This window comes from Kitasatospora sp. NPDC036934 (genome assembly GCF_055608425.1).
Genome location: NZ_JBVJQR010000004.1, coordinates 139,645 through 162,383, shown reverse-complemented (window position 1 = coordinate 162,383; position 22,739 = coordinate 139,645). Strand labels below are relative to the sequence as shown.

The window sequence follows — 22,739 nt, the reverse complement described above, 5'->3', positions numbered from 1 at the left end:
GGGGTGTAGCTGGATACACCCCCGATTCGGTGTGCGGCACCACCGACAACGGGCCCCCGTCACGGAAGGCTTGGGGGCATGACGAGCACCGCATCGCACTCCGCCACCCCGCCGCACGGGCGGCCCGTCCCCGGGGACCACGGGGGTGTTCCCGGGGGCGCGCTCCGCCCGGCGCCGGGGCCGGAGGGGACGCTGCCCGCCGGGGCCGGGCCCTGGTCGGTCCGCAGCGTCGGCACCGGCCGCGGCCGAGCCGCGCTGGAGCTGTACCAGCACGGCGAGTTGGCCGACGTCCTGGTCGCCGCCCGGCTCGCACCGCAACTGGTGCGCGGCGCCCGGCGCAGCCCCGCCTCCGGGCGGTGCTCGTACGTACTCGCCTGGGGGCGGCTGCCGGCCGACGGCACGGCGCCCTCGGTGGTGTTCACCGGCGGGCGGCGGCTGTTCCGCGCCGTCCGGACGGCGGCGGTCGCCGAGGTGGTCACGGTCGCCGGGTCGTTCTGGCTCGCGCTGGCCGAGGGGCCGTTCGACACCGTGCTGGTCGAGCACCCGGCGGGCGGACCCTCCGAGCGGCTGCCGCTGCAGCGGGTGCGGACGCGGGCGGAGGCCGGAGCATGAGCACCGCCGTCATCGCGGGCGCATCCGGGTACGCCCTGCCGGAGCGCTTCCGGAAGCTGCCGCGGCTGGCCGCCCTCGGGCTGCTGCCCTGGCTGATGGTGCTGGCCGTCAACCACGAGACCCCGTGGGTGGTGCTGGACCTCGCGGAGTTCGCCGCCCTGCTCTCGCTGGACGCACTGCTGCGCCGGTGCAGTGCCGCCGCCTCGTGGCCGGGCGGGGTGGCGGCCCTGCTGCTGGCCGGTGACGCGCTGGCCGACATCTCCTGTGCCGGGCCGGGGCACGCGGTGCTGGCGGCGCTGGTGATGGCGTGCTGCGTCGAACTGCCGCTGGCGGCGGTGTGCCTGCTGCTCGGGAGCGAGTCGATACGCGGCCAGGGCCGACCTCAGGCCTGGGGCAACTCGCCCATCAGGGCGCGGGTCTCCTCGTCCAGCGGGGTGTAGCTGATCATCCGCGTCCCGAGCCGGGGGCTCAGCCAGAAGTTGGTGTACTCGCAGCGCAGCAGGCCCACGCCCGGCACCTGGAAGCGCTTGATCCCGTTGCCCGGCCGCATCACCTCGTGCCGCTGCCACTCCTCCTCGAAGTCCGGCGAAGCCTTCAACAGCCGGGTCAGCAGCGCCTTCCAGGCCGGCTCGGCGGAGTGGTCGGCCATCGAGGCGCGGAACCGGGCCACCATGCCGAGGCGCTCCGTCCGGTAGTCGATCAGCACCTCGCGGAAGCGCGAAGGGGTGAACGCCAGCCACATCAGGTTCCGCTCCTCCAGCGGCAGTTCACCGAGGTCGCCGACGATGGCGGTGTACGGCGCGTTGTGCGCCAGGATGTCGTAGCGGGAGTTGACCAGCGCGGCCGGGTACGGCGCCATCTGGTCCAGCACCAGGCGCACGCTCGGGGTCACCGAGGGGCACTCCGTCACCGGCGACGGATCGTCCGCGCCGGCCAGGGTGAACAGGTGCGCCCGCTCGCTCGGGTCCAGCAGCAGCGCCCGGGCGACCGCGTCCAGCACCTGCGCGGACACCTGGATGTCCCGCCCCTGTTCGAGCCACGTGTACCAGGTCACCCCGACAGCGGCCAGCTGCGCCACCTCCTCCCGGCGCAGCCCCGGGGTACGACGGCGGCCGGTCATCGGCAGGCCCACCTGCTCGGGCGCGATGCGCTCGCGGCGGCTGCGCAGGAACGCCGCCAGGTCGTGCCGGCGGGCCTCGTCAGGAGTGCCGCGGTGCGGCCCGGCGGAACCGGGACGGGCTTGCGCGGCCGGGGTCATCAGGCTCATGCTCCCCAGCATGCGGCACACCGAAGCCTGTTGCCAGGTACTTCTTATACCTGGATAACCACACTCTGGTACCAGGGTACGAAGCGGCGGATCGTAGGACCCGTGACTCAACGACTCGCCGTCGCCCCGGCCCCGGTACGGACCGCTCCCGCTCCCCACGCCCCTTCCTCCTCCCCCTCGCTCGGCACCGCCGGGCTGGTCACCGTCCTGCTCGGGGCCTTCCTGCCGATGCTGGACTTCTTCATCGTCAACGTCGCCCTGCCCACCATCGACGAGGACCTGGCCGCCGGACCGGCCGTCCTGGAACTCGTCGCGGCCGGCTACGGCATCGCCTTCGCCGTCCTGCTCGTCCTCGGCGGACGACTCGGCGACATCTTCGGCCGCCGCCGGCTGTTCGTCGTCGGCGCCGCCGCCTTCGCCCTCACCTCGCTGGCCTGCGGACTCGCCCCCGACGCGTGGTCCCTGGTCGCCGCCCGGGCCGCCCAGGGCGCCTCGGCCGCCCTGCTCATCCCCCAGGTGCTCGGCACCATCACCGCCGCCACCGACGGCGCCCGGCGCGGCCGCGCCCTCAGCGTCTACGGCGCGGTCGGCGGCATCTCCGTGGTGATCGGGCAGGTGCTCGGCGGGATGCTGGTCGCCGCCGACCTGTTCGGCACCGGCTGGCGCTCCGTCTTCCTGCTGAACGTCCCGTTCGCGCTGCTCGCCGTGGTCCTCGCCGTCCGGTACGTGCCGGAGAGCCGGGCCAGCCAGGCCGCCGCGGTCGACGTGCCCGGCACCGCCCTGCTCACCGCCACCCTGCTCTCGCTGCTCATCCCGCTGATGGAGGGCCGCGCGGCCGGCTGGCCGCTCTGGTCCTGGGTACTGCTCGCCCTGTTCCCGGTGTTCGCCGTCACCTTCGCGCTGGTCGAGCGCCGCGCCGAGCAGCGCGGCGGCACCCCGCTGGTGCCGCCGTCCCTGCTGCGGATCCCCGAGATGCGCCGCGGCCTCGGCATCGCGCTCCCCTACTTCGCCGGCTTCGGCGGGTTCATGTTCGTCATCGCCGTCGCCCTCCAGCAGGGCCTGCGGCTCGGCGTGGTCGCGGCCGGCTGGGCGCTCGTCCCGATGGCCGTCGGCTACTTCACCGCGTCGCTCTCCGGCCCGCGGCTGATCGGCCGCTGGGGCAGCCGGGTGCTCAGCGCCGGCGCCGTCGTCCAGGCCCTCGGCCTCGTCACCATCGCGCTGACCGTCCTCGCCGACGCCGACCACTTCTCCCCGCTGCGGATGGCGCCCGGCGTCGCCCTCGCGGGCATCGGCCAGGGCCTGATCGGCACCCCGCTGTTCCGGGTCGTGCTCGCCAAGGTGCCCGCCGCCCGTGCCGGTGTCGGCAGCGGCGTGCTCGCCACCGGCCAGCAGTCCAGCCTCGCTCTCGGCGTCGCCACCCTCGGCACCCTCTACCTGTCCCTCTCCCCCGGCCTCGGCATGGGCCGCGCGCTCGCGATCTGCCTCGGCATCCAGCTGCTGGGCTCCTTCACCGTGCTGTACCTGACCACCCGCCTGCCGCGCTCCATCGGCTGAGCCGCCCGGCCCACGGCCCAGGGCGACGGCGCAATTGCCCCGCGACCGGATTCCTCCCGGTCGCGGGGCCGTTGTCGTCGAGGTCGAGCGAGCGCCGGAGTGATGTGCGCTGTGGGTGTCCTGGGGGCCGGGCCCGGCGTCACCCCTGTCTGACCCGTCTGGCCTTCGATGGCGGCCGACGGTGGTCGGCGCTCAAGCGGCCGCGCTCAGGTGGTCAGCGCGGCGATGAAGGTGTCCAGGCGGGCGACGACCGTCCGCAGGTGGTCGAGCGACCCGAGGGGGTCGTTCGGCCGTTCGAGGCTGTGGTCAGCAGCGGGCAGTTCCAGGACGGGGTGGCCGGTGGAGTCGGCGACCGCGCGGTCCCAGAGCCGGTCGGCGCCACCACCGACCAGGAGGGTCGGGGCCGTGACCCGGTGGAGGGCGCGGGCCACGTGGTCGAGGGTCAGTACGGGGGTGAGCCAGGCGGCCGCGAGTTCGCGGTCGGCGGCGAGGCCGGCGGCGAAGGAGGCCAGTGACTTGCCGACCAGCAGCCGGCAGGCGCCGCCCTCGGCGTCGACCGCTTCGGCGACCTGGCGCTCGACCCAGGCGATCCGCCGTTCCATCGTGAACTCAACGAATTCGTCCGGGAGTTGCCACCAGAGCTCGTGGACCGTCCAGCCGTGCCGCAGCAGCACCGAGCGGGCGAAGTGAAGCAGCGGCCGGGCGGGCGTGTAGCCGGTGCCGGGGACGATCAGTGCGACCCGGTCCGGGTCGCCGTCGAAGCGGGTGGGGAGGGCCAGCGCGGCGGGAGTGGGCACGGCCCGCAGGCTACCTTCCGAACCGCCCTACCCGACGGGGTCGTTGGCGCGTCAGGCCGGGCTCTCCCCGCTCAGTACCGGCCGGGGCCGGATGGTGACCACGGCCAGGGTGCCGGCCAGGGCGATCGAGGCGAACACGGCCAGCGCCCCGGTGGTGCCGACCGCGCCGGCCAGCGTTCCGGCCAGCAACGCTCCCACCGGCATGACGAGTTGGCCGATCGAGCGGGACAGGCCGAGCACCCGACCCAACTGCTCGGGCGGGGACAGCTGTTGCTGGAGGGTCACCCAACTGACGCCCCAGACCGTCGCGCAGAAGCCGAACACCGCCTGGTAGGCGATCAGCACCGGGAGCGCGGCGCCGAGCGAGGCCAGCGGGATCAGGAACAGCGCGCCGGCGGCGAGCGGACCGAAGACCGGGATCACCCTGGTCAGGCCGATCCGCCGGATCACCCGCCGGGCGGTGAGCACGGCCGTCACCGCGGCGATGCTGTGGACGGCCTGGGTCAGCCCGAGTTCGCCGGGGCCCAAGTCCACGACCTGGTAGGCGAAGTAGGCGAACAACCCAGCCAGTCCGGCCCCGCCGAGGTTGAGCACGGCCGCGGCGACGGCGAGCCGGGTCAGCAGCGGCTGGTCGCGCAGCACGCCGATCCCCTCGTGCAGCGACGCCACGATCCCGGGGCGCGCGGCGGGCTGCTCCGGTTCCGCGCCGCGCCGCAGCCGGGGCAGGCTCAGGGCCAGTGCGGACAGCCCGTAGCTGACCGCGTCCGCGACCATCGCGGTCGCCGCCCCCACCGCCTGCACCAGGGTGGCCGCCAGTCCGGGGCCGGCGATCTGGCCGACCGAACGGGCCCCGGCCAGCTTCGCGTTGACCGCCACCAGGCCGTCCTTGGGCACGAAGTCGGCCACCACCGTCGGCACCGCGATGGCGGAGACCCCGCCCAGTGCCCCGGAGACGGCCGCGACCGCGTAGAGGTGGCCCAGGGTCAGCGCGCCGGCGGCGTGCGCCAGCGGGACGGTGGCGATCAGCAGCAACTGGAGGACGTCCACCGCGACCAGCAGCCGCCGTCGGGAGGCGACCCGGTCCACCAGCACCCCGGCGAACGGCCCGGTCAGCCCCTGCACCCCGTACTCCAACGCGAAGAGCAGCGAGGCCGCCAGCGGGCCGGCGTCCAGGAGCAGGATCGCCAGCGCGGGCAGCGCCAGCGCCGTGACCTGGGTGCCCGCCACGCTGACGCCCTGCGAGAACATCAGCGCGGGCACCGCACTGCCCGCGGGTGGCGGAACGGCCGCCGGGGTACGACCTGAACCATCAGCTGCCATACGTCTCAAGCTACTTCACGCTACGGCCGGTCAGCGGCCCGTTCCGCCATACTTGAATCGCACAATGATCGAGTCCGAAGGAAGGGGGAGCTCATGAGCTTCGTTCTCGTGTTCCTGGCCGCCCTGGCGGCCGTCGTCGGAGGCATCACCCTGCACCTGACCCGCCGCGAGCGGGCCCGCCGGCAGTGGGCGGGCGGCGCGGAGGGCCTGCTGATCGAACGGCAGCGGACCTCCCAGGCCGCCCGGATCCGCTCCACCTACTCCAGCTTCGCCACCCACCACGGCAACGGCCTGCTCCCGGACGACCTGTACCCGCAGCACTCCTGACCCCACCCCGGGGGCCTCACGGCGCGAGCGGGGCCAGTGCCGCGGGCCTCGCCGCGCCGGCGGCGGACGAGTCGGCCAGCAGGATCGCCAGCTCGTGCGACGGCGCCGGTTCTCCGGTCGGGGTCGCCGCCGTGATCCGGTCCAGCCGGAAGCCGCGGCCGGCCTGCCGGGTGCAGCACCAGGCGATCAGGTACCACTTGCCCTCGGCGGTGAGCAGCCCGGCCGGTTCCACCGCACGGTCGCTCTCGCGGCCCGCCGCGTCGACGTAGGACAGCCGCAGCACCGTGCCGCCGCCGAGGGCCTGCTCGACGGCACCGCGCACCGACTCGTCGGTGCGGGCCGGCAGGGCGACGATGCGGGCGGCGAGCTGCTGGGCCGCCTTCGAGGCGGGGCCGCTCATGGTGGCCGCGATCTTCTGCGAGGCCGTGCGGGCCGCGCCGGCGTACGGGGCCGAGGCGTCGGCGGCGGCGAGCGCGGCGACCAGGGCCGAGGCCTCCTCCGGGGTGAAGCGGATCGGCGGAAGGGTCATCGCAGGGTCGATCGACCAGCCGCCGCCCCGCCCGGTCGTGGTGCGCACCGGGACGCCCGCCGCCATCAGTGCCTGGAGGTCGCGCTGCACGGTACGGGTGCTCACCTCGAAGCGGGCGGCGAGCGAGGCGACGGTCCGGGATCGGGGCGCCGCCGCGCGCAGCTCCTCCACCAGTGCGTAGAGCCGGGGGGTGCGGTCCATGCGCGCGACGCTACCGCCCCGCGCCGGCCAGGTAGTCCCGCTCCCGCCGCTGTTCGCGCTCGGTGACGGCCAGCGGGAACAGCGTGAAGCCGTGCATCGCGCCGGCCACCACGTCGAGCCGGACGGGCACGCCCGTCGCCCGCCACCGCTGGGCGAGGAACAGCGAGTCGTCCAGCAGGGGGTCCTCGGTGCCGACGACCAGCCGGGCGGGCGGCAGTCCGGTCAGGTCGGCGTACAGCGGGGAGACCTCCGGGGAGCGGCGCCGCTCGGGGGTCATCCCGGGCGTGAAGAGCTGGTAACTCCCCTGGATCGTATCGGTGTTGCTGAGCAGCCGCCGGGAGCCGAAGAGCCGCTGGCTGGGCGTCATCGACAGGTCGTACGCGCCGAAGGCGAGGTGGGCGGCCCGGAACGCGCCGGTGATGCCGTGCCGGTCGCGCAGCCGGAGCAGGGTGAGGACGGCGAGGTGGGCCCCGGCCGACTCGCCGCCGGCCAGCAGCCGCCGGGTGCCGAACTCGGCCTCGGCGTGGTCCACCAGCCAGCGGGCGGCCGCTTCGCAGTCGTCCGGACCGGCCGGGAAGGGGTGTTCGGGCGCCAGGCGGTAGTCCACGCTCACCACGGCCAGCCGGGCCTCGGTGGCGAGGCGCCACAGCTTCTCGTCCTGCCCGGCGGCCGAGCCGAACGCCCAGCCGCCACCGTGGATGTGCAGGTACACGCCGTCGACCCGCTCGGGCACGAAGGTGCGGACCGTCACGCCGCCGGCGATGACGCGGTCACGGCCCTGCGGCAGCCGCACGGGGGGCGTGTCGGCGCCGAGGCGGTTGGTCCGCAGGCGGGTCAGGGTGGCGGTGTCCGGGGTTCCGGTGCGGGCCGGGCGGAGTGCGGCGGCAGCCTCGAACCGCTCGTTGAAGGCCAGGGTCTCGGCGAGGCAGTCCTCGTCTGTGATCGTCATGGGTCGATCTTCGCGACCGTCCGCGACAGCCCGGTGTCACCCTTTCCGAGTGGCCTGCGTCACATCGATCCGTCGGCCCCGGCCGCCCGAACGGCCGGCCGTCATCGCCGAAGCCTTCCGCCGCCACGACCACCCCGAAGAGAAATCCGGTTGGTCCGATGCCCCCGCCGTTCGACAATCACCGGATGACCCACGATCAGTTCGACTGGGCACGCCTGCGCGCGGCCCGCCGGGCCTGCACCCGCTTCCTCTCCGGCAGCCGCCCCCTCACCATGCACGAGCGGCTGGCCGCCCTCACCGCCGCCGTCGACCCGGGCGCCCACCCCGACATCTACGGCAACGGGGGCCCGGTCGGGGAGCTGGAGGAGCGTACGGCCGCGCTCCTCGGCACGGAGGACGCGGTCTTCTTCCCCAGCGGGACGATGGCCCAGCAGGTAGCGCTGCGCCACCACGCCGAGCAGACCGGCAACCGGGCCGTCGCCCTCCACCCGCAGAGCCACCTCGAACGGCACGAGCGCCACGCCTACACCCAGCTCACCGGCCTGCGCGGCCTCTGGCCCACCACCGAACTGCGCCACCCGACCGCCGGTGAAATCCGCCTGCTCGGCGAGCCCTTCGGCACCCTGGCGGTGGAACTCCCGCTCCGCGACCCGGGTTTCCTGCTCCCCAGCTGGGACGAACTGACCGAGCTCACCGCCGCCGCCCGCGAGGCCGGCGCCCGGGTGCACTTCGACGGCGCCCGGCTCTGGAACACCACCGCCCACTTCGGCAGGCCGCTCCACGAGATCGCCGCGCTGGCCGACAGCGTCTACGTCTCCTTCTACAAGGACCTCGGCGGGATCAGCGGCGCCGCCCTGGCCGGCGACAAGGCCTTCGCCGCCTACGCCCGCACCTGGCGCCACCGCTACGGCGGGCAGCTGTACCAGCAGTGGCCGGCCGCCCTCGCCGCGCTCACCGGTCTGGACACCGTGCTCCCCCGGATCCCCGACCGGATCCGTCACGCCGCCGCCCTCGCCCCGGCGCTGGCGGCCCTCCCCGGCGCCAGGCTGTTCCCGGAAGTCCCGCCGACCCATGAGTTCCAGCTCTGGCTGCCCCACTCGGCGAGCGCCCTGAACGCCGCCGTCCTCGCCCTCGCCGAGCAGGAGGGGACCTGGTTCGTCCCGGAGTGGACGGACGCCGCCCCCGGCCTCGCCATGGCCGAGGTGAGCCTGGACGGCCCGGCCCAGGACTGGACGGCGCAGGAGGTCACCGAACTCGGGCTGCACTTCCTGGAGTTGGTCACGGAAGCCGAGCGGCGGACCGCCGCAGGCGACCAGGGCTGAGCCGGCGGCGCCCGGCCCTCCGGCCCAGGGCCGAGAGCCGGGCGCCGCCGCACACGTCAGGCGAGCGCGTCGATCGGCCGACCGAAGTGCCGGGCGAAGAAGCGCACCGCGCTGTCCGCCTCGAACCTCGGCAGCTCCTTGTGCCGACCGGCGTTGGCGTGCAGCGTCTTCTCCGTCGAGGCGAAGGCGTCGAACAGCGCGAGACCGTCCCCGCGGGATATGTGCTCGTCGTCCCACTGCAGGTCGTACTCGATCGGGATGGTGATCCGCCGCGCCTGCTCGGCCAGGACGTGGGGCCAGTGCTGGCCGAAGACCGCGGCTTTGATCCTGGGTTCGGCCGCGACCAGCGGGACGCCGATCGCGGTGCCCATGTTGAGGCCGAACCAGCCGACCGGCCCGTCGGCGCCGATCTCCGGCAGTTCCTGGAGCGCGTCCAGGGCCGCCACCCACTCGGGCAGCGAGAGTGCGGCGAGGTGGGCGTTGTAGCGGACGACGATCGGGCCCTCCGGCTCGCCGGCCGCCCGGGCCCGGAAGAGCTCGGCGATCTCGGCCTCGTCGTGCGCCGACCGCGGCCGGTCGCCGTGACCGGGCGCGTCGAGGACGGCGACGTGGAAGCCGCAGCCGGCCACCAGACGCCGGGCCCGGCCCGCCATCGCGGGGTGCTTCTTGTGGTTGCCGCCGCCGTGGCCCATCAGGATCAGGGGCGCGGTACCGACGGACGCCCGGTCGGTGCCGGACACCGGCGACCAGAGGACTCCGGGGACGCCGTCGACGGTGAACTCGCGCTCGCGCATGCCGTTCACCGGCGCGTCGGAGCTGAACTTCAGAGAAGAAAGAGAAGAAGACATGGCCATGGCCTTTCGGGAGTGCCGTGTTGTCGAGGCGCTCCCGGCGGGACCTGTGTCAGTCGCCCGACCGTGACGAGAGGGGGAGCACCCATGGGGTTATCACGTTCACGGGGTCTCACCTCCTTGCGCGGTTTCGCGGTCGAGAGGATCTTGTCGCCCGATCACCACCCGCGCAAGTGATTTGTCTCCGCCCGCCCGGCCCACGAGCACGCCGCCGGCAAACCGTTGGCGACCCCCAGACCCTTCGTGTCAGAATGACGATTATGAGCGAGAAGCAGGTGCGGCGGTCCTTCGCCGACGTCCGGGACCGCGAGGAGCTGGCGGCCCTGATGGCCGCCGGGAGGCGGCCGAAGTGGGTGATGTTCTGGGGGCACACCGCACGCTCGGGCGGTGGAGCGCGACAGGAGTGCCTGAGCCAGTGGTGGCCCGGGCGGTTCACCGTCGACGGGGTGGCGTACACCTCCGCCGAGCACTGGATGATGGCCGGGAAGGCCCGGATGTTCGGCGACGAGGCGATCGAGCGGCAGGTGCTGGAGGCCCGGACGCCCGCCGAGGCGAAGAAGCTGGGCCGGCTGGTCAAGGACTTCGACCAGGACGCCTGGGCGGCGGGCCGGTTCGAGCTGGTGGTCGAGGGGAACGTCGCCAAGTTCGGTCAGGACGAGGCACTGCGGGAGTACCTGCTGGGCACCGGCAGCCGCGTCCTGGTGGAGGCCAGCCCGCTGGACCGGATCTGGGGCATCGGGCTCGCCGCGGACGACGTCCGGGCCGAACGCCCCCTGGAGTGGCGGGGGCTGAACCTGCTCGGGTTCGCCCTGATGGAGGCGCGGGCGCGACTCGGCGGCTGACGCCGGGCAGGATCCACCGGACCGGCCCCGGGAGCCGCCCCCGCCCGGAGCGCGACCGGCGCACTTCTCGCAACGGCCGCCCTCTGCGCGCTCCTTGACACCACTCGGGCACGACTGGTCGCGCTCTCGTAACTCCATCGCCACATTCCGACGCCAGGATGTCCCGCAGTCAGGGCACAGATGGACAGGTTGGGGCGATCATGCGCATGCGGTCGACGGAAGAATCCGCAGGCCAGCAACCGGAGGGCGAGCAACGGGCCGCCGAACTCCGGGCAGAACTGGACGAGTTGCTCCGCGCGAGCCGCTACGCGGGCCAACGCGAACGACGACTGAACGAGACGGTACGGGCGAACCCGGGCCGCCAGCGCCCGGACGGCGAGCTGCTGCGGCAGCTCGCCCAGGCCCGCACCCTCCGCGAGGGCCTGAGCGCGCGCTGCCTCCAACTGAGCGATCAGTTACAGGAGCTGGAGCTCAACCTCAGACACCGGCAGCACCCCCCGGGGCCCCCGCACTCGGAACCCCCGCGCTCGGGCCCTCCCCACTCCGAACCGCCGCACCCCGAACCGCCGCACCCCGAGCCCCACCCCCACCAGGCCCCGACGCCCCCACCACCGCCACCACCACCGCCGCCGCCACCACCGCCCACCCGCCCCGACCTCGGCGCCCTCATCGAGCGGATCACCGGACTCCACCGCGGCGGCGCCCTCGCCGAGTCCCAGGACCTGCTGGACCAGGCCGCCGCACGCCTCGCCCCCGCCGACGCCGCCCTGCTGGTCGGAATGCTCTCCCAGCGCGGCCCGACCGGTGCCTCGCTGCAGCTCGCCCGGACCACCGCCCAGGGCGCCCCGGACCACGCCGTCGCCGTGCTGGCGCAGCTACGCGAACTGGGCCTGGCCGAGGAGGCCGCCGAACTGTTCCACGCCTTCTGGGCCTATCCGGCCACCGCCGTCCCGGCCCTGCTCGCCGCCCTGGAGCGGGCCGGGCAGCACGCCGACGGCGCCACCCTGCTCTGGGAGTGGGGCTCGGCCCCGACGCCCGAACTGACCTCCCTGGCCACCTGCCTCCAGCAGCACGGCCGCCCCGCCGACGTACGGACCCTGCTGCGCCAGGCGGCCGGCCGCCCGACCGCCGACCTCGCCGACCTCGCGACCGAACTGCCGCCCGCGCTCGCCACCCTGCTGCTGCACGAGCTGGCCGCGCTGCGCCCGCCCGTCGAACTGGTGCGCCTGGCAGCCGCGTTGGACGGCCACGCCGGGCTCTACGGCCGGCTGCTGGACGCGCTACTGGCGGACCCCACCCGCCACCGCAGCACCCTCGCCGCCCTCCGCACGGCCGGCCTGCCGACCACCCCGCCGGCCGCCCCGCGCCCCCGCTGGGGCCGGCGCTGACCGGCACGAGGTCGATCGGAGTGATCGGAGCGACCTGAAAACGGCGGAGCCCCCGCCCGCCCTCACCGAGGAGGACGGCCGGGGGCTCCCCGAAGTACCGGACTCAGCAGCCGATCAGACGCGCCGCCAGGTAGCCCTTCACCTGGTCCAGCGACACGCGCTCCTGCGACATGGTGTCGCGGTCGCGCACGGTCACGGCGTTGTCCTCGAGGGTGTCGAAGTCGACCGTCACGCAGAACGGCGTGCCGATCTCGTCCTGGCGGCGGTAGCGCTTGCCGATCGCGCCCGCGTCGTCGAACTCGACGTTCCACGCGGTGCGCAGGTCGGCGGCCAGGCCGCGGGCCTTCGGGGACAGCTCGGCGTTGCGCGACAGCGGCAGCACGGCGACCTTGACCGGGGCCAGGCGCGGGTCGAGCCGCATGCCGACGCGCTTCTCCATGACGCCCTTGGCGTTGGGCGCCTCGTCCTCGAAGTAGGCGTCGATCAGGAAGGCCAGCATGGCGCGGTTGAGGCCGGCCGCCGGCTCGATGACGTACGGGAAGTACCGCTCGCCGCTCTCCTGGTCGAAGTACCGGAGGTCCTTGCCGGAGGCCTCGCTGTGCACCCGCAGGTCGTAGTCGGTGCGGTTGGCGACGCCCTCGAGCTCGGAGAACTCACTGCCACCGAAGTTGAAGCGGTACTCGATGTCCACGGTGCGCTTGGCGTAGTGGGACAGCTTCTCCTTCGGGTGCTCGAAGAAGCGCATGTTCTCGGTCCGCATGCCGAGGTCGACGTACCAGTCCCAGCGCTGCTGGAGCCAGTACTCGTGCCACTGCTCGTCCTCGCCCGGCTTGACGAAGAACTCCATCTCCATCTGCTCGAACTCGCGGGTGCGGAAGATGAAGTTGCCGGGGGTGATCTCGTTGCGGAAGCTCTTGCCGGTCTGGGCGATGCCGAACGGCGGCTTCTTGCGCGAAGTGGTCTGGACGGCACTGAAGTTGGTGAAGATGCCCTGGGCGGTCTCGGGGCGCAGGAAGGCCAGGCCGCTCGCCTCCTCGGTGACGCCGAGGTGGGTCTTCAGCATGCCCGAGAAGTCCTTGGGCTCGGTGAACTGGCCCTTGGTGCCGCAGTCGGGGCAGTTGACGTCCTTGAGGCCGTTCGGCGGCGGGAAGCCGTGCTTGGCCTCGTACTTCTCCTCCAGGTGGTCGGCCCGGTGGCGCTTGTGGCAGGAGAGGCACTCGGTCAGCGGGTCGTTGAAGGTCGCGACGTGGCCGGAGGCCTCCCAGACCTCGCGGGCGAGGATGACCGACGAGTCGAGGCCGACGACGTCCTCGCGGGCCTGGACCATCGTGCGCCACCACTGGCGCTTGATGTTCTCCTTGAGTTCGACACCCAGCGGCCCGTAGTCCCAGGCGGCACGCGTGCCGCCGTAGATCTCGCTGCAGGGGTAGACGAAGCCACGGCGCTTGCTCAGGCTGACGATCGTGTCGATCTTGTCGGCGGCCACAGTGCTCTCTTCAGTACGTACGGCACGGTCAGGGCACGGCTGGTTGCTCGTACCCGAGTACCTCAGATTACCGGCCAGACGGGTACGGGGTTCAAATCGGTATCGTCCGGCTCCCCCCACCCATCGACACCTCCCGTTCACCCTTCCGAGTGAGTTGACAATCATTTCCACTTCAGATGAGAATGATTGTCATGATGATCGGACTGCCCAGCCGCCGGACCCGCACGACCGCCGCCCTCGCCACCACCGCCCTCGCCGCCTCACTGGCCCTCACGGCCTGCGGCGGCAGCAGCAGCGCCAAGGGCTCGGACGGCAAGCTGAGCGTCGTCGCCTCCTTCTACCCGATGGAGTTCCTGGCCCGGCAGATCGGCGGGGACCACGTGTCGGTCACCGACCTCACCGCGCCCGGCGTCGAGCCGCACGACCTGGAGCTCACCGCCAAGCAGGTCGCCGGCGTCCAGAAGGCCGACGCGATCATCTACCTCAAGGGCCTCCAGCCCACCGTCGACCAGGCCGTCGACCAGTCGTCCAGCAAGCACCGGATCGACGCCACCGCCGCCAGCCCGCTGGTCGACCACCACCTCGACGAGGGCACCTCCGAGGCCGACGGCCACCGGCACGAGGGCCCGGCCGGCGACCCGCACATCTGGCTCGACCCGACCCGCTACGCCGCGATCGCCAAGAGCGTCGGCGCCGAGTTCGCCAAGGCCGACCCGTCACACGCCGACGACTACCGGAAGAACACCGACGCGCTGGTCGGCAAGCTCACCGCGCTGGACCAGGAGTTCCAGGCCGGGCTGAAGGACGCCAGGACCAAGACCTTCGTCACCAGCCACGCCGCCTTCGGCTACCTCGCCGACCACTACGGCCTCACCCAGGTCGCCATCAACGGCCTCGACCCGGAGTCCGAGCCCACCCCGGCCCGCCTCGCCGAGGTGCAGAAGGCCGCCAAGGACAACGGCGTCACCACGATCTTCTTCGAGACCCTGGTCAGCCCCAAGCTCGCCGACACCGTCGCCAAGGACCTCGGCCTCAAGACCGCCGTCCTGGACCCGCTGGAGGGCGTCAAGGACCCCGCCAAGGACGACTACCTGAGCGTCATGAAGCAGAACCTGGCCAATCTCCAGGCCGCCCTCGGCGCCCCCGCCGCCACCCCCGCGAGCTGACGGGACACCACACCATGACCCATCCGATACCCCCGGCCGTCCGCCTCCGTGACGCCGTCGCCGCACGCGCCGGCCGGCCGGTGCTGCGCGGCGTCGACCTCACCGTCCGACCGGGCGAGGTCGTCGCCCTGCTCGGCGCCAACGGCTCCGGCAAGTCGACCACCGTCAAGGCCGTGATCGGCTCCGTGCCGCTGGAGCGGGGCACCCTGGAGCTGTTCGGCACCCCGTACCGCTCCTTCCGCGCCTGGCACCGGATCGGGTACGTCCCGCAGCGCACCACCGCCGCCTCCGGCGTCCCGGCCACCGTGCGCGAGGTGGTCTCCACCGGACGGCTGCCGCAGCACCGGCTGCTGCCCTTCCGCCGCCGGGACCGCGCCGCGGTGGACCGCGCGCTGGCCGCCGTCGGCATGCTGGACCGGGCCGGGGACGGCGTCGCCGACCTGTCCGGCGGCCAGCAGCAGCGGGTGCTGATCGCCCGCGCCCTGGTCGGCACCCCCGACCTGCTGATCATGGACGAGCCGATGGCCGGCGTGGACGCCGCCAGCCAGCAGGTGCTCGCCGACACCCTGCGCGCCGAGGTCGACCGCGGCGCCTCCGTCCTCCTGGTGCTGCACGAACTCGGGCCGCTGGAGCCGCTGATCGACCGCGCCGTGGTGCTGCGGGACGGCTGCGTCGCGCACGACGGCCCGCCCGTGCCCAACACCGGTCTGCACGCGCTGCCCGGCCACGACCACGTCCACCCGCACGCCGACCTCACCCCGCCGAGGCTGCTCGCATGACCGAGATGCTCTCCTACGACTTCATGCAGCGCGCCCTGCTGGCCGCCGTACTGGTCGGGATCACCGCCCCCGCCGTCGGCATCTACCTGGTGCAGCGCCGCCAGGCCCTGATGGGCGACGGCATGGGCCACGTCGCGATGACCGGCGTCGGCCTCGGCTTCATCTTCCAGACCAGCCCGGTCTGGATGGCCGTGCTGGTCTGCGTGCTCGGCGCGGTCACCATGGAGCTGGTCCGCTCGCGCGGCAACCAGCGCGGCGACATCGCCCTCGCGATGCTCTTCTACGGCGGCATGGCCTGCGGCAAGCTGCTGGTCTCGATGTCCGCCCAGGCCGGGGCCGGCTCACTGGAGAGCTACCTGTGGGGCTCGATCCTCACCGTCGCCCCCGCCGACCTGGCCACCATCGCGGTGCTCGGCGCGGTGGTCATCGCGGTCACCGTCGGCCTGCGCCGCCAGCTCTTCGCGATCTGCCAGGACGAGGACTTCGCCCGGGTCACCGGCGTGCCGGTGCGCACCCTCAACCTGCTGCTCGCGGTGATGGCCGCGGTCACCGTCACGGTCGCCATGCGGGTGGTCGGACTGCTGCTGGTGAGCGCCCTGATGGTGGTCCCGGTGGTCGCCGCCCAGCAGCTCACCCGCTCCTTCGCCGCCACCCAGGCCGCCTCGATCGCGCTCGGCGTGGTGGTCGCCCTGGCCGGTGTCACCGGCTCCTACCAGCTGAACGTGCCGTCCGGCCCGGCCATCGTGCTGCTGGCCATCGCGGTCTTCGCGGTGTTCAGCGTGATCGCCGCCCCGCTCGCCCGCCGCCGCCACCGGCGCCGCGGCGACGCCGACCGGGGACCGCAGGTCTGCGACGTCCGGCTGCCCGGCCCCATCACCGGCCGGATCCCCGGCCAGGACCCGGGAAAGAGTTCCTCCGCCGTGACCACTCCGGAGGAGCGGGCCGGGCTGGCACAATGAGGTGCGTGACGCCCACGACCCCAGGAGGACCCACGGTGACCACCGCAGGCCCGTCGCCGCGCGCCCGATCGACCCGGCAGCGTGCCGCCGTCTCGTCGGCCCTGGACGAGATCGCGGACTTCCGCAGCGCGCAGGAGCTCCACGACCTGCTCAAGCACCGCGGGGACTCCGTCGGTCTGACCACGGTCTACCGCACCCTGCAGTCGCTCGCCGACGCCGGTGAGGTGGACGTGCTGCGCACCGCCGACGGCGAAGCCGTCTACCGCCGGTGCAGCAGCGGACACCACCACCACCTGGTCTGCCGGCACTGCGGCGCCACCGTCGAGGTCGAGGGCCCCGCGGTGGAGCGCTGGGCCAACTCGGTCGCCGCCGAGCACGGGTTCAGCGACATCGCCCACACCCTGGAGATCTTCGGCACCTGCGCGGACTGCGCGAAGAAGGGCTGACGTCCGTGCGGGGGCAGCCCGCACGGACGACCGCGAAGGGCCCGCATCCTGCGGGCCCTTCGCCGTGCACCGGTCGGCGGTCAGCGCTGGGTCGGCAGCTCCAGCGGCGCGGGCAGCTCGTTCGGGATCGCCCCGCCGAAGCGGCGGTCGCGCATCGCGAACTGCTCGCAGGCGCGCCACAGGTCGCGGCGGTCGAAGTCCGGCCAGAGCACGTCCTGGAACACGAACTCGGCGTACGCGGACTGCCAGAGCAGGAAGTTGGAGGTGCGCTGCTCGCCACTGGGGCGCAGGAACAGGTCCACGTCCGGCATGTCCGGGTGGTACATGTACTTGGCGAGGGTCTTCTCGTTGACCTTCTTGGGGTCCAGTCGGCCGGCCGCCACGTCCAGCGCGAGCGCCTGGGCCGCGTCGGCGAGTTCGGCCCGGCCGCCGTAGTTGACGCACATGTAGAGCGTCACCGCGTCGTTGCCCTTGGTCTGCTCCTCGGCGACCTGCAGCTCCTGGACGACGCTCTTCCACAGCTTGGGCATCCGGCCGGCCCAGCGGATCCGCACGCCCATCGCGTCCATCTCGTCGCGGCGGCGGCGGATGACGTCCCGGTTGAAGTTCATCAGGAACTTCACCTCGTCGGGCGAGCGCTTCCAGTTCTCGGTGGAGAACGCGTACAGCGAGATGTTCTTGACGCCGAGCTCGATCGCGCCCTTGAGGACGTCCAGCACGACGGACTCGCCGATCTTGTGGCCCTCGGTGCGGGGCAGCCCGCGCTCCTTGGCCCAACGGCCGTTGCCGTCCATCACGATGGCGACGTGGTCGGGGACCAGCTCGCCGGGGATCTTCGGGGGCTTGGCGCCGCTGGGGTGCGGGGTCGGGGGAACGTAGTCCCGCTGCTTGCCGCCGCCGAAGAGCCGTCGCGCTGCCATGTGCTCACTTCTCCACGTATCTCATCGAGCGGATGCCCCGCTCCAGGTGCCACTGCAGATAGGCCGCGACCAGGCCGCTGCCCTCCCGCCAGTACCGCGGCTCGCAGGCGTCGGCCGTCCGCCAGTCCCCTGACAGCAGCGCCCCGAGCAGTACCAGTGTCTCAGGGGAGGGTACGGCACATCCGGGCACTCGGCAGTCCGCGCAGAGCACCCCTCCGGCCTGCAGCGAGAAGAAACGGTTCGGCCCGTCCAGGCCGCACTTGGCGCAGTCGGTGAAGCTCGCGCCGTACCCGTTCACCGCGAGCGAGCGCAGCAGGAAGGCGTCCAGCACCAGGTGCGACTCGTGCGCCCCGGCCGCCAGTGTGCGCAGCCCGCCCACCAGCAGCAGGTACTGCTGGACGGCCGGCTCGCCCTCGTTCTCGGCGAAGCGCTCGGCCGTCTCCAGCATCGCCGTGCCGGCGGTGTAGCGGCCGTAGTCGGTGACGATCGAGCCGCCGAACGGGGCGATGGTCTCCACCTGGGTGCAGAGCGGCAGCCCGCGCCCGATCAGCTCGCTCCCCCGGCTGAAGAACTGGACGTCCACGTGCGAGAACGGCTCCAGGCGGGCGCCGAACTTGGACTTGGTCTTCCGCACCCCGCGTGCCACCGCCCGCACCTTGCCGTGCTGGCGGGTCAGCAGGGTGATGATCCGATCGGCCTCGCCGAGCTTCTGCGCCCGCAACACGACGCCGTCGTCCCGGAAAAGACTCATGCCGACCATTGTCCCCCACCGCCGGGGCCCGCCGCGGACAGCCGTGTTGCCCGCACCGGGGGCCGTGGGGGAGGACCACCGCGGTGCGGGTCACGGCGGGCCCGGAGTGGGGGTCCTCCCGGCCGGAGCCGGGGAGGATCGGGCCCGTTCGTGGGGGATACGGGAGGTCCGTCGCGGACGGGTCCGCCGGGCCGGGGCCGGAAAGGCCTACAGGTTCTCGTACGGCGTCCGGGTCGCCGCCTCCAGCAGCGCCGGCACCTGGCTCTGCGGCAGGTCCAGACAACTCCCCACCGCGGCCAGCGCCTCGCGCTCCTGCGGCAGGTAGCGCCCGTCGGCCAGGGCGATCGCGGCCCCTTGCAGCAGTAGCCGCTCCCGGCCCTGCCGGGCCAAGTGCGGGGCGAGCGGTTCGAGCACCGCGCGCAGTTCGACGGCCAGGCCCCCGGCCATCCCGTGGGCGTCGTGGAGTTCGCCGCCGAGCCCGGACAGCGCGGCGAGCGCGGCCAGCACCTGGGCCTCGCCGCAGTCCTCGAACCCGGCCTCGCGCACCGCCGTGCAGGCGGCCTCGCGGGCCGCCCGGTGGGCGGTGCCGCCGGCCGCGAGCAGGGCCAGCGCGATCGTGTACTGGGCGTCCCGCAGCATCGCGCCGAGGCGCACGCTGGTGGGCTGCTCCAGGACCTCGACGCCGTAGCGCCCGTGGCAGCTGGTGCACTGGACGCTGCCGATCACCGACCCGAGCGGAACGACGGGCGTGCCCAGCAGCCGCAGCCACGGCCGGCCGTGCTGCCGGCGGTAGTTGCGGTCCCCGCCGCAGCCCGGGCAGAAGAAGTCACCGAGAACATCGGTCCGCCACCTCGGGCGAACACCCCACAACCTGGTCACGGCGCCACTCCCCAGACATGGCAGGCGGCCTGCACAACTATGGGCAGGTCACGCGACCGGACACCGAGGCCGTCCCACCGGCCCGGCTTTCCGGTGGATCGATGTTGCCACGGTTACCGGCACGTGTCAGTACCTCGAACGGCTTCCGATCCGAAAAAATGTGGCGCAGGCCACAGCGGGCGGCGCACACGGCGAAGGGCCGCCCACGGGACGGCCCTTCGCGTACCACCCGTACGAATTAGCCGCGCTGCGAGCGGTTGACGGCACTGATCATCGCCTTCAGCGAGGCCAGCACGGTGTTGCCGTCGATGCCCACGCCCCACAGCACCTTGCCGTCCACCGCGCACTCCACGTACGCGGCGGCCTGGGCGTCGCCGCCCTCGCTCAGCGCGTGCTCGGCGTAGTCCAGCACCCGTACGTCCACGCCGATCCGGGCCAGCGCGTCCGCGAAGGCCGAGACCGGGCCGTTGCCGGTGCCGGACAGGGTCACCGGGATGCCGTCCACCACGGCCTGCGCGGTCAGCGCGTCCCGGCCGTCCTCGGTGGTCAGGGTGCGCGAACCGGCCAGCGACAGCCGGCCCCACGGGTTGCCGGTGGTCGGCAGGTACTCGTCCTCGAAGACCCGCCAGATCTCCGCCGGGCTGACCTCGCCGCCCTCGGCGTCGGTCTTGGCCTGGATGATCCGGGAGAACTCGATCTGCATCCGGCGCGGCAGGTCCAGCTTGTGGTCGTTCTTCAGGACGTACGCCACCCCGCCCTTGCCGGACTGGCTGTTGACCCGGATGACCGCCTCGTAGGTGCGGCCGACGTCCTTCGGGTCGATCGGCAGGTACGGCACGCCCCAGGTGTGCTCCTCCACCGGGACTCCGGCGGCCTTCGCGTCCGCCTCCAGGACCTCGAAGCCCTTCTTGATGGCGTCCTGGTGCGAGCCGGAGAAGGAGGTGTACACCAGATCGCCGGCGTACGGGTGGCGCGGGTGCACCTCCATCTGGTTGCAGTACTCGGCGGTGCGGCGCACCTCGTCGATGTCGGAGAAGTCGATCTGCGGGTCGATGCCCTGCGAGAACAGGTTCATCCCCAGCGTCACCAGGTCGACGTTGCCGGTCCGCTCGCCCTGCCCGAACAGGCAGCCCTCGATCCGGTCCGCACCCGCCATGTAGGCCAGTTCGGCGGAGGCCACCGCGGTACCCCGGTCGTTGTGGGGGTGCACCGACAGGCAGACGAACTCCCGGCGGGACAGCCGGCGCGACATCCACTCGAACTGGTCGGCCTGGACGTTGGGGGTGGCCCGCTCGATGGTGGCCGGCAGGTTCAGGATGATCTCGCGGCCCTCGCCCGGCTGCCAGACGTCCATCACCGCCTCGCAGACCTCCAGCGCGAAGTCCAGCTCGGTGTCCACGAAGATCTCCGGCGAGTACTGGTAGCCGAAGACGGTGTCGTCGCCCAGCAGCTTCTCCGCGTACTCCATCACCAGCCGGGTGCCGTCGACCGCGATCGCCTTGGTGGCGGCCTTGTCGTTGCGGAACACGACCCGGCGGAACAGCGGCGCGGTCGCGTTGTACAGGTGGACGGTCGCCCGCGGGGCGCCGACCAGCGACTCCACGGTCTTCTCGATCAGCTCCTCGCGGGCCTGGGTCAGGACCGAGATGGTGACGTCCTCCGGGATCGCCCCCTCCTCGATCAGCGACCGCACGAAGGCGTGGTCGGTGGCCCCGGAGGACGGGAAGCCGACCTCGATCTCCTTGTAGCCCATGGCGACCAGCAGGTCGAACATCTTCCGCTTGCGGGCCGGGGACATCGGGTCGATCAGCGCCTGGTTGCCGTCCCGCAGGTCGGTGGAGAGCCAGCGCGGCGCCTTGGTGATCACCTGGTCCGGCCAGGTGCGGTCCGGCAGGTCGACGGTGCCGAACGGCAGGTAGCGCCCGGTGCGCATGCCCGAGGGCCGCTGGCGCACCGAGGCGGCGGTGATCGGGGTCGGCCGGTCGACGAAGGCGCGAGCGGCGGGGACGGACGCGGCGGAGGTCTGCTCGGTCATGGAGGGGACTCTCGGCTTCCTGTGGATGCGTGGTGCGGGCGGGTCGGGAGGGATCAACACCGACTGGCCGGCCTCTGCTGCGCCGCGCGATACACCGTTGGATCGCCGATTCCGCGCACAGCTCGTTCCCCGCGGCGAGGGAGCCGGCCCCAGTGGACTACAGGCCCTCGACGCGGCAGCTAAGAAGAAGCAGCCCGTTGCGCATGATGTGGCCCAGCGTAACCCAGGCCCGCGCGCCCCCGAAGTGATCCGGGCTTCCGTTCCACTCCTTGAGACGGCGGCCAGTTCGGCCCGAGGTGGTGACAACCGGTCATCGAAGCCTCACTCTGGGCCACATGACTGCAGCAGTACCGATCTGCGCGATCGTCCCGCCGTACGTCCTGGACCGCCTCGCCGAGGCCGGTCACCAGCCCGCCGTCCACTCCCTCGCCCTCGACGCCGCGCACCGCGCGGCCCGCCTCGCCGCTCCCCCACCGGCCACCGCCGACCCCGGCCTCAACCGGGTGATCGCCGACGCCGGGCACGGCCAGCGCCTGCCCGGGCGCACCGTCCGCACCGAGGGCCGGTCCCCGGTCGCCGACGCCTCCGTCAACCACGCCTACGACGGCCTCGGCGCCACCTTCGCCCTCTACTCCGAGGCCTTCGGGCGCGACTCGATCGACGGCCGGGGGCTGCGGCTGGACGCCAGCGTCCACTACGGCCGCAACTACGACAACGCCTTCTGGAACGGCTCCCAGATGGTCTTCGGCGACGGCGACGGGCGGATCTTCGGCGACTTCACCGCCTGCATCGACGTCATCGGCCACGAACTCACCCACGGCGTCACCCAGTTCACCGCCGGCCTGGACTACCAGGACCAGCCCGGCGCGCTCAACGAGTCGGTCTCCGACGTCTTCGGCTCGCTGGTCAAGCAGTACGCGCTGCACCAGGACGCCGCCGGCGCCGACTGGTTGATCGGCGCCGGACTGCTCGCCCCCGGCGTCCAGGGCGCCGCGCTGCGCTCGATGAAGGCGCCCGGCACCGCGTACGACGACCCCCAGCTCGGCAAGGACCCGCAGCCCGCGCACATGCGGGACTACGTGGACACCACCGAGGACAACGGCGGGGTGCACATCAACTCCGGCATCCCCAACCACGCGTTCTACCTGCTGGCCACCGCCCTCGGCGGCCGGTCCTGGGAGCGCGCCGGGCGGATCTGGTACGACACCCTGACCGGCGGCGGCCTGCCCGCCGACGCCGACTTCACCGCCTTCGCGCGCGCCACCGTGGCCGCCGCCAAGGCCCGTTACCCCGACCAGGCCTCGGTCGCGGACACCGTGACGGCCTCCTGGGCGCAGGTCGGCGTCAGCCCCGGCTGAC

The 22,739-nt window shown here is 73.1% G+C and carries 23 protein-coding genes; 12 read left to right on the top strand and 11 right to left on the bottom strand.

All coding sequences use genetic code 11. The features are described from left to right. Positions 1-78 precede the first annotated feature (78 nt). A complete protein-coding gene (locus ACZ7BZ_RS08140) occupies positions 79-612 on the top strand; it encodes a hypothetical protein (RefSeq protein ID WP_470357646.1) in 534 nt (177 codons plus the stop codon). Beyond that, positions 609-1,052, top strand: coding sequence for a hypothetical protein (locus ACZ7BZ_RS08135; RefSeq protein WP_470357645.1), 444 nt, complete (start codon positions 609-611; stop codon positions 1,050-1,052). Before ACZ7BZ_RS08140 ends, ACZ7BZ_RS08135 begins: the two co-directional genes overlap by 4 nt. Here ACZ7BZ_RS08135 and ACZ7BZ_RS08130 read toward each other — a convergent pair. Further along, positions 995-1,870, bottom strand: coding sequence for a helix-turn-helix transcriptional regulator (locus ACZ7BZ_RS08130; RefSeq protein WP_470357798.1), 876 nt, complete (start codon positions 1,868-1,870; stop codon positions 995-997). The two genes, ACZ7BZ_RS08135 and ACZ7BZ_RS08130, sit on opposite strands and share 58 nt — an antisense overlap. 111 nt (positions 1,871-1,981) lie before the next feature. Between ACZ7BZ_RS08130 and ACZ7BZ_RS08125 the strand changes: the two genes are divergently transcribed. Next, positions 1,982-3,433: an MFS transporter gene (locus ACZ7BZ_RS08125; protein ID WP_470357644.1), complete on the top strand. Its 1,452-nt coding sequence runs from the start codon at positions 1,982-1,984 to the stop codon at positions 3,431-3,433. Positions 3,434-3,639: 206 nt separating this feature from the next. Here the strand turns inward: ACZ7BZ_RS08125 and ACZ7BZ_RS08120 are convergent, their stop codons facing one another. Together ACZ7BZ_RS08120 and ACZ7BZ_RS08115 are read right to left on the bottom strand one after the other, a co-directional pair. After that, positions 3,640-4,230, bottom strand: coding sequence for an alpha/beta hydrolase (locus ACZ7BZ_RS08120; protein ID WP_470357643.1), 591 nt, complete (start codon positions 4,228-4,230; stop codon positions 3,640-3,642). 51 nt (positions 4,231-4,281) lie between these two features. Further along, entirely contained in the window at positions 4,282-5,550 is a 1,269-nt protein-coding gene (locus ACZ7BZ_RS08115; RefSeq protein WP_470357642.1) for an MFS transporter, read from the bottom strand. Positions 5,551-5,643: 93 nt separating this feature from the next. Between ACZ7BZ_RS08115 and ACZ7BZ_RS08110 the strand changes: the two genes are divergently transcribed. Then, the gene (locus tag ACZ7BZ_RS08110) at positions 5,644-5,877 is read left to right on the top strand and encodes a hypothetical protein (protein WP_470357641.1); all 234 of its coding nucleotides are present in this window, start codon (positions 5,644-5,646) and stop codon (positions 5,875-5,877) included. A 16-nt stretch (positions 5,878-5,893) separates the two neighbouring features. On the opposite strand, the gene ACZ7BZ_RS08105 is transcribed toward ACZ7BZ_RS08110, so the two are convergent. Both ACZ7BZ_RS08105 and ACZ7BZ_RS08100 read right to left on the bottom strand, forming a co-directional pair. Continuing rightward, on the bottom strand, positions 5,894-6,607 hold the full coding sequence (locus tag ACZ7BZ_RS08105) for a helix-turn-helix transcriptional regulator (protein WP_470357640.1): 714 nt from the start codon (positions 6,605-6,607) through the stop codon (positions 5,894-5,896). Positions 6,608-6,617: 10 nt separating this feature from the next. Beyond that, the gene (locus ACZ7BZ_RS08100) at positions 6,618-7,556 is read right to left on the bottom strand and encodes an alpha/beta hydrolase (RefSeq protein WP_470357639.1); all 939 of its coding nucleotides are present in this window, start codon (positions 7,554-7,556) and stop codon (positions 6,618-6,620) included. A 185-nt stretch (positions 7,557-7,741) separates the two neighbouring features. Between ACZ7BZ_RS08100 and ACZ7BZ_RS08095 the strand changes: the two genes are divergently transcribed. Beyond that, complete coding sequence (locus tag ACZ7BZ_RS08095) at positions 7,742-8,878, top strand: threonine aldolase family protein (protein ID WP_470357638.1); 1,137 nt, start codon at positions 7,742-7,744, stop codon at positions 8,876-8,878. Between the two features lie 56 nt (positions 8,879-8,934). Here ACZ7BZ_RS08095 and ACZ7BZ_RS08090 read toward each other — a convergent pair whose 3' ends face one another. Continuing rightward, entirely contained in the window at positions 8,935-9,726 is a 792-nt protein-coding gene (locus ACZ7BZ_RS08090; protein WP_470357637.1) for an alpha/beta fold hydrolase, read from the bottom strand. A gap of 263 nt (positions 9,727-9,989) precedes the next feature. Here ACZ7BZ_RS08090 and ACZ7BZ_RS08085 point away from each other — a divergent pair, with 263 nt between their 5' ends. Both ACZ7BZ_RS08085 and ACZ7BZ_RS08080 read left to right on the top strand, forming a co-directional pair. Beyond that, a complete protein-coding gene (locus ACZ7BZ_RS08085) occupies positions 9,990-10,571 on the top strand; it encodes an NADAR family protein (RefSeq protein WP_470357636.1) in 582 nt (193 codons plus the stop codon). 206 nt (positions 10,572-10,777) lie between these two features. Continuing rightward, positions 10,778-11,959, top strand: a complete 1,182-nt coding sequence (locus tag ACZ7BZ_RS08080; RefSeq protein ID WP_470357635.1) for a hypothetical protein — start codon at positions 10,778-10,780, stop codon at positions 11,957-11,959. A 103-nt stretch (positions 11,960-12,062) separates the two neighbouring features. Here ACZ7BZ_RS08080 and ACZ7BZ_RS08075 read toward each other — a convergent pair whose 3' ends face one another. Beyond that, positions 12,063-13,445 carry a glycine--tRNA ligase gene (locus ACZ7BZ_RS08075; protein WP_380455448.1) on the bottom strand — a complete coding sequence of 461 codons (1,383 nt, stop codon included), beginning with the start codon at positions 13,443-13,445 and terminating at the stop codon, positions 12,063-12,065. 191 nt (positions 13,446-13,636) lie between these two features. On the opposite strand from ACZ7BZ_RS08075, the gene ACZ7BZ_RS08070 reads away from it, so the two are divergent. From ACZ7BZ_RS08070 to ACZ7BZ_RS08055, 4 genes are read left to right on the top strand one after another with little or no spacing between them, the layout of a single operon-like run. Continuing rightward, positions 13,637-14,611: a metal ABC transporter substrate-binding protein gene (locus ACZ7BZ_RS08070; protein ID WP_470357634.1), complete on the top strand. Its 975-nt coding sequence runs from the start codon at positions 13,637-13,639 to the stop codon at positions 14,609-14,611. Positions 14,612-14,625: 14 nt separating this feature from the next. Beyond that, a complete protein-coding gene (locus tag ACZ7BZ_RS08065; protein WP_470357633.1) occupies positions 14,626-15,390 on the top strand; it encodes a metal ABC transporter ATP-binding protein in 765 nt (254 codons plus the stop codon). Then, the gene (locus ACZ7BZ_RS08060; RefSeq protein ID WP_380455453.1) at positions 15,387-16,349 is read left to right on the top strand and encodes a metal ABC transporter permease; all 963 of its coding nucleotides are present in this window, start codon (positions 15,387-15,389) and stop codon (positions 16,347-16,349) included. Before ACZ7BZ_RS08065 ends, ACZ7BZ_RS08060 begins: the two co-directional genes overlap by 4 nt. A gap of 35 nt (positions 16,350-16,384) precedes the next feature. Further along, entirely contained in the window at positions 16,385-16,795 is a 411-nt protein-coding gene (locus tag ACZ7BZ_RS08055; protein WP_188304433.1) for a Fur family transcriptional regulator, read from the top strand. An 80-nt stretch (positions 16,796-16,875) separates the two neighbouring features. On the opposite strand, the gene ACZ7BZ_RS08050 is transcribed toward ACZ7BZ_RS08055, so the two are convergent. The 4 genes from ACZ7BZ_RS08050 to leuA all read right to left on the bottom strand — a co-directional run bounded on the left by ACZ7BZ_RS08050 (position 16,876) and on the right by leuA (position 21,380). Beyond that, entirely contained in the window at positions 16,876-17,715 is an 840-nt protein-coding gene (locus ACZ7BZ_RS08050; protein WP_380455455.1) for an isoprenyl transferase, read from the bottom strand. A 4-nt stretch (positions 17,716-17,719) separates the two neighbouring features. Then, positions 17,720-18,466, bottom strand: a complete 747-nt coding sequence (recO, locus tag ACZ7BZ_RS08045) for a DNA repair protein RecO (protein ID WP_470357632.1) — start codon at positions 18,464-18,466, stop codon at positions 17,720-17,722. Positions 18,467-18,673: 207 nt separating this feature from the next. Further along, entirely contained in the window at positions 18,674-19,345 is a 672-nt protein-coding gene (locus ACZ7BZ_RS08040; RefSeq protein WP_470357631.1) for a TerB family tellurite resistance protein, read from the bottom strand. Between the two features lie 238 nt (positions 19,346-19,583). Beyond that, the gene (gene leuA, locus ACZ7BZ_RS08035) at positions 19,584-21,380 is read right to left on the bottom strand and encodes a 2-isopropylmalate synthase (RefSeq protein ID WP_470357630.1); all 1,797 of its coding nucleotides are present in this window, start codon (positions 21,378-21,380) and stop codon (positions 19,584-19,586) included. A gap of 335 nt (positions 21,381-21,715) precedes the next feature. Here leuA and ACZ7BZ_RS08030 point away from each other — a divergent pair, with 335 nt between their 5' ends. Then, positions 21,716-22,738, top strand: a complete 1,023-nt coding sequence (locus ACZ7BZ_RS08030) for a M4 family metallopeptidase (protein ID WP_470357629.1) — start codon at positions 21,716-21,718, stop codon at positions 22,736-22,738. Position 22,739: the final 1 nt, after the last annotated feature.

Excerpts from the sequence above, each read along its gene's own strand:
- ACZ7BZ_RS08140 (WP_470357646.1), top strand. The coding sequence starts at position 79 with ATGACGAGCACCGCATCGCACTCCGCCACCCCGCCGCACGGGCGGCCC.
- ACZ7BZ_RS08135 (WP_470357645.1), top strand. The coding sequence starts at position 609 with ATGAGCACCGCCGTCATCGCGGGCGCATCCGGGTACGCCCTGCCGGAG.
- ACZ7BZ_RS08130 (WP_470357798.1), bottom strand. The coding sequence starts at position 1,870 with ATGACCCCGGCCGCGCAAGCCCGTCCCGGTTCCGCCGGGCCGCACCGC.
- ACZ7BZ_RS08115 (WP_470357642.1), bottom strand. The coding sequence starts at position 5,550 with ATGGCAGCTGATGGTTCAGGTCGTACCCCGGCGGCCGTTCCGCCACCC.
- ACZ7BZ_RS08110 (WP_470357641.1), top strand. The coding sequence starts at position 5,644 with ATGAGCTTCGTTCTCGTGTTCCTGGCCGCCCTGGCGGCCGTCGTCGGA.
- ACZ7BZ_RS08105 (WP_470357640.1), bottom strand. The coding sequence starts at position 6,607 with ATGGACCGCACCCCCCGGCTCTACGCACTGGTGGAGGAGCTGCGCGCG.
- ACZ7BZ_RS08100 (WP_470357639.1), bottom strand. The coding sequence starts at position 7,556 with ATGACGATCACAGACGAGGACTGCCTCGCCGAGACCCTGGCCTTCAAC.
- ACZ7BZ_RS08095 (WP_470357638.1), top strand. The coding sequence starts at position 7,742 with ATGACCCACGATCAGTTCGACTGGGCACGCCTGCGCGCGGCCCGCCGG.
- ACZ7BZ_RS08090 (WP_470357637.1), bottom strand. The coding sequence starts at position 9,726 with ATGTCTTCTTCTCTTTCTTCTCTGAAGTTCAGCTCCGACGCGCCGGTG.
- ACZ7BZ_RS08085 (WP_470357636.1), top strand. The coding sequence starts at position 9,990 with ATGAGCGAGAAGCAGGTGCGGCGGTCCTTCGCCGACGTCCGGGACCGC.
- ACZ7BZ_RS08080 (WP_470357635.1), top strand. The coding sequence starts at position 10,778 with ATGCGGTCGACGGAAGAATCCGCAGGCCAGCAACCGGAGGGCGAGCAA.
- ACZ7BZ_RS08070 (WP_470357634.1), top strand. The coding sequence starts at position 13,637 with ATGATGATCGGACTGCCCAGCCGCCGGACCCGCACGACCGCCGCCCTC.
- ACZ7BZ_RS08065 (WP_470357633.1), top strand. The coding sequence starts at position 14,626 with ATGACCCATCCGATACCCCCGGCCGTCCGCCTCCGTGACGCCGTCGCC.
- ACZ7BZ_RS08060 (WP_380455453.1), top strand. The coding sequence starts at position 15,387 with ATGACCGAGATGCTCTCCTACGACTTCATGCAGCGCGCCCTGCTGGCC.
- ACZ7BZ_RS08050 (WP_380455455.1), bottom strand. The coding sequence starts at position 17,715 with ATGGCAGCGCGACGGCTCTTCGGCGGCGGCAAGCAGCGGGACTACGTT.
- recO (WP_470357632.1), bottom strand. The coding sequence starts at position 18,466 with ATGAGTCTTTTCCGGGACGACGGCGTCGTGTTGCGGGCGCAGAAGCTC.
- leuA (WP_470357630.1), bottom strand. The coding sequence starts at position 21,380 with ATGACCGAGCAGACCTCCGCCGCGTCCGTCCCCGCCGCTCGCGCCTTC.
- ACZ7BZ_RS08030 (WP_470357629.1), top strand. The coding sequence starts at position 21,716 with ATGACTGCAGCAGTACCGATCTGCGCGATCGTCCCGCCGTACGTCCTG.